7 protein-coding genes and 1 riboswitch are annotated in these 6414 nt (G+C 71.1%); of the genes, 2 read left to right on the forward strand and 5 right to left on the reverse strand.

What is annotated here, in order from left to right; all coding sequences use genetic code 11:
* Positions 1 to 26 precede the first annotated feature (26 nt).
* Complete coding sequence (locus IH25_RS0108670; RefSeq protein WP_029382693.1) at positions 27 to 266, reverse strand: hypothetical protein; 240 nt, start codon at positions 264 to 266, stop codon at positions 27 to 29.
* Positions 267 to 419: 153 nt separating this feature from the next.
* Between IH25_RS0108670 and IH25_RS0108675 the strand changes: the two genes are divergently transcribed.
* Together IH25_RS0108675 and IH25_RS0108680 are read left to right on the forward strand one after the other, a co-directional pair.
* Positions 420 to 1214 carry a rhomboid family intramembrane serine protease gene (locus tag IH25_RS0108675; RefSeq protein WP_030605621.1) on the forward strand — a complete coding sequence of 265 codons (795 nt, stop codon included), beginning with the start codon at positions 420 to 422 and terminating at the stop codon, positions 1212 to 1214.
* Positions 1211 to 1492, forward strand: a complete 282-nt coding sequence (locus IH25_RS0108680; RefSeq protein ID WP_030605624.1) for an Lrp/AsnC family transcriptional regulator — start codon at positions 1211 to 1213, stop codon at positions 1490 to 1492. Before IH25_RS0108675 ends, IH25_RS0108680 begins: the two co-directional genes overlap by 4 nt.
* Positions 1493 to 1590: 98 nt before the next feature.
* On the opposite strand, the gene IH25_RS0108685 is transcribed toward IH25_RS0108680, so the two are convergent.
* From IH25_RS0108685 to IH25_RS0108700, 4 genes are all read right to left on the reverse strand, one after another.
* Positions 1591 to 2952: an aminotransferase class V-fold PLP-dependent enzyme gene (locus IH25_RS0108685; protein ID WP_030605627.1), complete on the reverse strand. Its 1362-nt coding sequence runs from the start codon at positions 2950 to 2952 to the stop codon at positions 1591 to 1593.
* A 146-nt stretch (positions 2953 to 3098) separates the two neighbouring features.
* A riboswitch (SAM riboswitch) is annotated at positions 3099 to 3215 on the reverse strand.
* 81 nt (positions 3216 to 3296) lie between these two features.
* Positions 3297 to 4361, reverse strand: a complete 1065-nt coding sequence (trpD, locus tag IH25_RS0108690; protein ID WP_030605630.1) for an anthranilate phosphoribosyltransferase — start codon at positions 4359 to 4361, stop codon at positions 3297 to 3299.
* Positions 4362 to 4470: 109 nt separating this feature from the next.
* A complete protein-coding gene (gene qcrB / locus IH25_RS0108695) occupies positions 4471 to 6126 on the reverse strand; it encodes a cytochrome bc1 complex cytochrome b subunit (RefSeq protein WP_030605632.1) in 1656 nt (551 codons plus the stop codon).
* Positions 6123 to 6414 (reverse strand): QcrA and Rieske domain-containing protein (locus IH25_RS0108700; protein ID WP_030605635.1); only part of this gene is annotated, 292 nt, incomplete at its 5' end. The genes qcrB and IH25_RS0108700, both read right to left, overlap by 4 nt.

The raw sequence follows: 6414 nt of genomic DNA on the forward strand, positions 1-6414 counted from the left end.
GAAAGTCCCTCCGGGGGCCGCTCCGCTCAGGAGCCGGCGCCCGGCCTGTCCACGAGTTCCACCTGGTCCACCGCGTTGCACCAGCGACAGCGCACCGACTCGATGGTCTCACTGACCACCTCGCGCTCCTCCACCGTCGGCTCACCGGCCAGGTCCAGGTGCACGTACTCGACGACCTTCGACGAGCGGGTCACGTCGAAACGGGTGAGGTTGCCGCACAGGGCACAGCGCCACCGGGTCGTGGCGGTCGGCAGGGGAACCGTCATCGCGCTGGTTCGCTTCCTTCTCGTGTCGGTCCGCGCCGCTCCCCGACGCGTGTGGCTCGTAACCCTACGGCCTGGCGGCTGCTCGCCGCCCGTCCGTTCCGGGCGGCGAGGCGGTCTGTCAGCTTGCGTCCCGTTACGTCATGCTCTGTAGTCATGATCAGCTCCAGGAGCACGGCGGCCGGCAGGACCCTCAGAGCGGTCCGGGACACCCCGGCGCCGGTGACATACGGCCTCATCGCCCTGTGCTGTGTCCTCTTCGCCCTCGGCCCGGCCTCCGGGCTGGTGCCGGGGTACGGCACCGGGGACGCGCTGCTCGCCGCGCAGCGGGCGTACTTCCGGCGCTGGGGCGTGGTCCCGGCCGAGCTGTTCGACGGGCCGGCCCGGGCCGCGCTCACCCCGGCCACCGCGCTGTTCGTGCACGGCAGCTGGGTGCACCTGCTCGGCAACATGCTCTTCCTCTTCGTCTTCGGAGCGATGACCGAGGAACGGATGGGCCGGGTGGAGTTCACCCTCTTCTACGTCGGCTGCGGCTGTGGCGCCCTGCTCGGCTACGCGGTGGCCAACGCCGCCTCCGGACAGTCGCTGGTCGGCGCCTCCGGTGCGGTGTCGGCGGTCCTCGGGGCCTTCCTGTACCTGTTCCCCCGTGCGCGGGTGACCAGTCTGCTGCCGTTCCTGTTCTTCCTGCCGCTGCGCTTCCCGGCCTGGGTCGTGCTGCCCTGCTGGGCGGCCCTGCAGTGGCTGGCGGCCCAGCGCGCCCCCGACGGGCCCGGGGTGGCCTACCTCGCCCACCTGGTCGGTTTCGGCCTCGGCTTCGCTTACGCGTGGGTGCGCTACGGAAGGCGGAAGGACACGAAGGGACGCCCCGGCGGGGCGGTGGTGGGCGACGGGCGGGCGACTAGAGTGAAGGGCGCACCGGCTCCGGTCACCGAGGGAGAGAGACAACCGTGATCACCGCGATCGTCCTGATCAAGACCAGCGTGGACCGGATCCCCGAGATCGCCGAACGGATCGCCGCGCTGGAGAGCGTGAGCGAGGTCTTCTCGGTCACCGGTACCTACGACCTGATCGCCATGGTCCGGGTCGCCCGGCACGAGGACCTCGCCGAGGTCATCCCCGGCCGCATCAGCAAGATCCCGGGCGTGGAGGCCACGGACACGCACGTCGCGTTCCGCACCTACTCCCAGCACGACCTGGAAGCGGCGTTCGCGATCGGCCTGGACAGCTAGGGCCCCGCGGCCGGGGCGCGGCCCGGGCGGCGCGCCGCTGCGTTCGGGCACGGCACGGCGCCCCGGCCGCGGCCGGGGCGCCGTCCTTCGTCCGGGTCTCAGACCGCCGGCACGCAGCGGCCCTCCTCCGTGCGGTACTGCCACTTCGCGCCGTCCCGGACCAGTTCCCGGACGGCGTTGACGAAGCGGTCCACGTGCTCGTCGGGGGTGCCGGCGCCGAAGCTGACGCGGATGGCGTTGAGGGACTTCTCGCCGGGGGCCGCCTCGGGGGCGCCGCACTCGCCCTGGGTCTGCGGGTCGGTGCCGAGCAGGGTGCGCACCAGCGGGTGGGCGCAGAAGAGGCCGTCGCGGACGCCGATGCCGTACTCGGCGGAGAGCGCGGCGGCGAAGTGGGAGCTGTTCCAGCCGTCGACGACGAAGGAGAGCACGCCGACGCGCGGGGCGTCGGCGCCGAACAGGGACAGCACCCGCACCTCGGGCACCTCGGCCAGGCCCGCGCGGACCTTGGCGATCAGGTGCTGTTCGCGGGCGACCAGGGTGTCCCAGCCGGCCTCGGTGAGGGCCTTGCAGGCGGCGGCGATGGCGTAGGCGCCGATGACGTTCGGGGAGCCGGCCTCGTGGCGGGCCGCGGTGTCGTGCCACTCGACGGCCACGCCGCCGTCCTCGCGCCGGGTCACCCGGCGGCTGGCGCCGCCGCCCGCGAGGTAGGGCTCGGCCGCCTGGAGCCAGTCGGCGCGGCCGGCCAGGACGCCGGAGCCGAAGGGGGCGTACAGCTTGTGGCCGGAGAAGGCGATCCAGTCGACGTCGAGGTCCGTGACGGACACCGGGTGGTGCGGGGCGAGCTGGGCGGCGTCCAGGACGATCCGGGCGCCGTGGGCGTGCGCGGCGGCGGCCAGTTCGCGCACCGGCCACAGCTCGCCGGTGACGTTGGAGGCGCCGGTGACACAGACCAGGGCGGGGCCGTACGGGTCGCGGTCGGCCAGGGCCCGCTCCAGGGTCTGCACGGCCTGGCCGGGGGTGCGCGGGGCGTCGAGGTAGGTGACGTCCGCGTGCTGCCAGGGCAGCAGGGAGGCGTGGTGCTCGGTCTCGAAGACGAAGACCTGGCAGCCGGCCGGGATCGCCCGGGCCAGCAGGTTCAGGGAGTCGGTGGTCGAGCGGGTGAAGACCACCTGGTCACCGGCCCGGCAGCCGAGGAACTCGGCGACCGTCCTGCGGGCGTTCTCGAACAGGTCGGTGGAGAGCTGGGAGAGGTACCCGGCCCCGCGGTGGACGCTGCCGTAGTACGGGGCGTAGGCGGCGACGTCGTCCCAGACGCGCTGGAGGGCGGGGGCGCTGGCCGCGTAGTCGAGGGCGGCGTAGGTGACTTCCCCGCCGGTGACCAGCGGGACGGTGACATCCCGCCCCAGAACGGGCAGAGGGGTGCAAAGCGACTGGTCGGCGGCAGCGGTGGAGACGGACATGGCGGACTCCCGTGACGGAATACGAGGAAGCTGAAGGACAGCGGAAGAAAAGGGAAAGGGTGTGCGGAGGCGGGGCTCTGCGGCCCTAACGCATTCGCTTGCTCACGGAAGACTCCTCGACGACCAGGATCCCTGGTGGCACGAGGGATCCGCGCTTGCCGTGGACCTTGCTGTCCACGGCCTGGTCTTCACCCGGGGCACCCCGCCACGGACGGAGGGTTGCCGGACAGTCGGCCGGGGCCTCATGACTGTCACTCATGACCTGGTACAGGAACGTACGTGAAGTGATCGCCGCCCCGCAACCCGGTGTCCGGATCGCGGGACGGCCCGCCCTGCCGGGCCGGTCAGGCGTTGCTGGCGGCCACCCACCGCTCCAACGCCCGCCGGGCGGCTCCGGAGTCGATGGACTCGGCGGCCTTCGCGAGCCCCACGCGGATCTGGTCGGCGAGCGGCTCGTCCGTCGGGTCCAGGGCCACCAGCGCCGCCGCCGCGTTCAGTTCCACGGCGTCCCGTACGGCACCCCGCTCGCCGTCCAGCAGCCTGCGGGCGACCTCCGCGTTGTAGGCCGGGTCGCCGCCGCGCAGGGCCTCCACCGGGACCAGGCCGATGCCGACGTCCCGGGGATCGAAGGACTCCTCGGTGACCTTGCCGTCGCGCACCACCCACACCCGGGAGGTGGCGGTCGTGGTCAGTTCGTCCAGCCCGTCGTCACCGCGGAAGACCAGCGAGGAGTTGCCGCGTTCGGCGAGCACGCCCGCGACGATCGGCGCCTCGCGGGCGACGGCCACGCCGATCGCCTGGGCCCGCACCTGCGCCGGGTTGGTCAGCGGGCCGAGCAGGTTGAACACCGTCCGGATGCCCAACTGGCCGCGGGCGGCGCCGACATGGCGCAGCGCGGGGTGGAACTTCACGGCGAAGCAGAAGGTGATGCCGGCCTCCTCCGCGACCTCGGCGACCCGGCGGGGCGTGAGGTCGAGGTTGACCCCGAGCTTCTCCAGCACGTCGGAGGAGCCGGACGCCGAGGACGCGGCCCGGTTGCCGTGCTTGACGACCTTCGCGCCCGTGCCGGCCACGACGAGCGAGGCCATCGTGGAGATGTTCACCGTCTTGGCACCGTCGCCGCCGGTGCCGACGATGTCGACGGTGCGGCCGGGCACCTCGATCACGTTCGCGTGCCGGTACATCGTGCGGACCAGGCCGGTGATCTCCTCGACCGTCTGTCCCTTCGCCCGCAGGGCCACCGCGAACCCGGCGATCTGCGCGTCGGTCGCCTCACCGCGCATGATCTTGTCCATCGCCCAGGCGGTGTCGTCCGCGGAGAGGTCCCGGCCCTCCAGCAGTCCGTTCAGCAGGGCGGGCCAGGAGCGGCCCGCCGCGGTGTCGCCTCCAGCGGGGGTCACAGCGCTCATCAGCCGCTCCTTGTCCAGATGCCTGCTCGTCGCACACCACCCTATCCAGCCGGACGCGCGCCGAGGGGCCCCGTCCGGGTCGCGGACGGGGCCCCTCGGCGCGCGGGGATCAGTGGTGGCCGTGGCCGCTCGCGATCTCCTTGTACTCGTCGACGGTCGGCTTGGGGATCTGGCTGTCCTCGCCGTAGTAGGCGTTGGACAGCTTCACGCGCAGCTTCTGCGAGGCCGGGACCTTGCGCTCGACGCCGTTCTCGTCGACGGTCGGGCCGATCTCGGCCGGCGCGTACTGCTTGTGCGAGGTGAGGGTGTGCAGCTGCTCCTGGCTGAGCGGCTCGTGCACCTCGATGTACTCGCCGTGCGGGAGCCGCTTGACGATGCCGGTCTCGCGGCCGTGCAGCACCTTGTCCCGGTCCCGGCGCTGCAGGCCCAGGCAGATCCGCTTGGTGATGAGGAAGGTGATGACCGGGCCGACGAAGTAGGAGATCCGGACGAACCAGGTGACGGCGTTGATCGACAGGTGGAAGTGGGTGGCGACGATGTCGTTGCCGCCGCCGATCAGCATCACGAAGTACAGGGTCAGCCAGGCGACGCCGAACGCGGTGCGGGTGGCGGCGTTGCGCGGGCGGTCCAGGATGTGGTGCTCGCGCTTGTCGCCGGTGATCCACGCCTCGACGAACGGGTAGACCGCGATGGCCATGAGCATCAGGCCGAACACGACCAGCGGGATGAACACGCCCAGGACGAGGGTGTGCCCCCAGAAGTTGATCTCCCAGCCGGGCATGGCGCGGATGAGGCCCTCGGCCATGCCCATGTACCAGTCGGGCTGGGCGCCGGTGGAGACCTCGTCGGGGCGGTAGGGGCCCATGGCCCAGATCGGGTTGATCTGCGCCACGGCGGCCAGGGCCGCGAGCACGCCGAAGACCAGGAAGAAGAAGCCTCCGGCCTTGGCCATGTAGACCGGCAGCAGGGGCATACCGACGACGTTGGTCTCGGTCTTGCCGGGGCCCGCGAACTGGGTGTGCTTGTGGTAGAAGACGAGGATCAGGTGGGCCACCACCAGGCCCAGCATGATGCCCGGCAGCAGCAGGATGTGGATGGTGTAGAAGCGGGCCACGAACTCGTGGCCGGGGAACTCGCCGCCGAAGAGGAAGAACGACAGGTACGTGCCGACGATCGGCACGGACAGGATGGCGCCCTCCATGAAGCGGACACCGGTGCCGGAGAGCAGGTCGTCCGGGAGCGAGTAGCCGGTGAAGCCGGTGAACATGCCGAGGACCAACAGCAGGAAGCCGAACAGCCAGTTCAGCTCGCGCGGCTTGCGGAACGCGCCGGAGAAGAACACGCGCATCATGTGCACGAACATCCCGGCGATGAAGACGACCGCGCCCCAGTGGTGGATCTGCCGGATGAGCAGGCCGCCGCGCACGTCGAAGGAGATGTGCAGGGTGGAGCTGAACGCCTCGGACATCAGCTGTCCCTGGAGCGGGACGTAACCGCCGTGGTACTCCACCTCGTTCATCGACGGGTGGAAGAACAGCGTCAGGAAGACACCCGTCAGGATGATGATCAGGAACGAGTAGAGGCAGATTTCCCCCAGCATGAACGACCAGTGGTCGGGGAAGATCTTGCGCATGTTGGCCTTGGCCAGGCTGTAGAGCCCCAGCCGTCCGTCGGCCCAGTCGGCGAGGCGCTCGCCCGCCGGTGCCGTCCCGCGGCGGCGGCCGGCCGCGCCGGGTCGAGGGGTTTCGTTCGGTGCAGTACTCATCCGCGCTCCCAGAAAGCAGGACCGACGGGCTCCTCGAAGTCGCCGAGCGCCTGGAGGTAACCCTCGCTGTCCACGCCGATGCGCAGTTGCGGAAGGGCGTGGCCGGCGGGGCCGAAGATCACTCGGGCGCCGTCGGTGAGGTCGAAGGTGGACTGGTGGCAGGGGCACAGCACGTGGTGTGTCTGCTGTTCGTACAGCGAGATCGGGCAGCCCACGTGGGTGCAGATCTTCGAGTAGGCGACGATGCCCTGGTGCGACCAGTCGAGCTCGCGCTTGTCCTTGATGTCG

The organism is Streptomyces achromogenes subsp. achromogenes (genome assembly GCF_000720835.1).
GTDB lineage: Bacteria > Actinomycetota > Actinomycetes > Streptomycetales > Streptomycetaceae > Streptomyces > Streptomyces achromogenes.

Bases quoted from the DNA above. Each gene is read 5' to 3' on its own strand.
- IH25_RS0108670 (WP_029382693.1), bottom strand. From the start codon at position 266: ATGACGGTTCCCCTGCCGACCGCCACGACCCGGTGGCGCTGTGCCCTG.
- IH25_RS0108675 (WP_030605621.1), top strand. From the start codon at position 420: ATGATCAGCTCCAGGAGCACGGCGGCCGGCAGGACCCTCAGAGCGGTC.
- IH25_RS0108685 (WP_030605627.1), bottom strand. From the start codon at position 2,952: ATGTCCGTCTCCACCGCTGCCGCCGACCAGTCGCTTTGCACCCCTCTG.
- trpD (WP_030605630.1), bottom strand. From the start codon at position 4,361: ATGAGCGCTGTGACCCCCGCTGGAGGCGACACCGCGGCGGGCCGCTCC.
- qcrB (WP_030605632.1), bottom strand. From the start codon at position 6,126: ATGAGTACTGCACCGAACGAAACCCCTCGACCCGGCGCGGCCGGCCGC.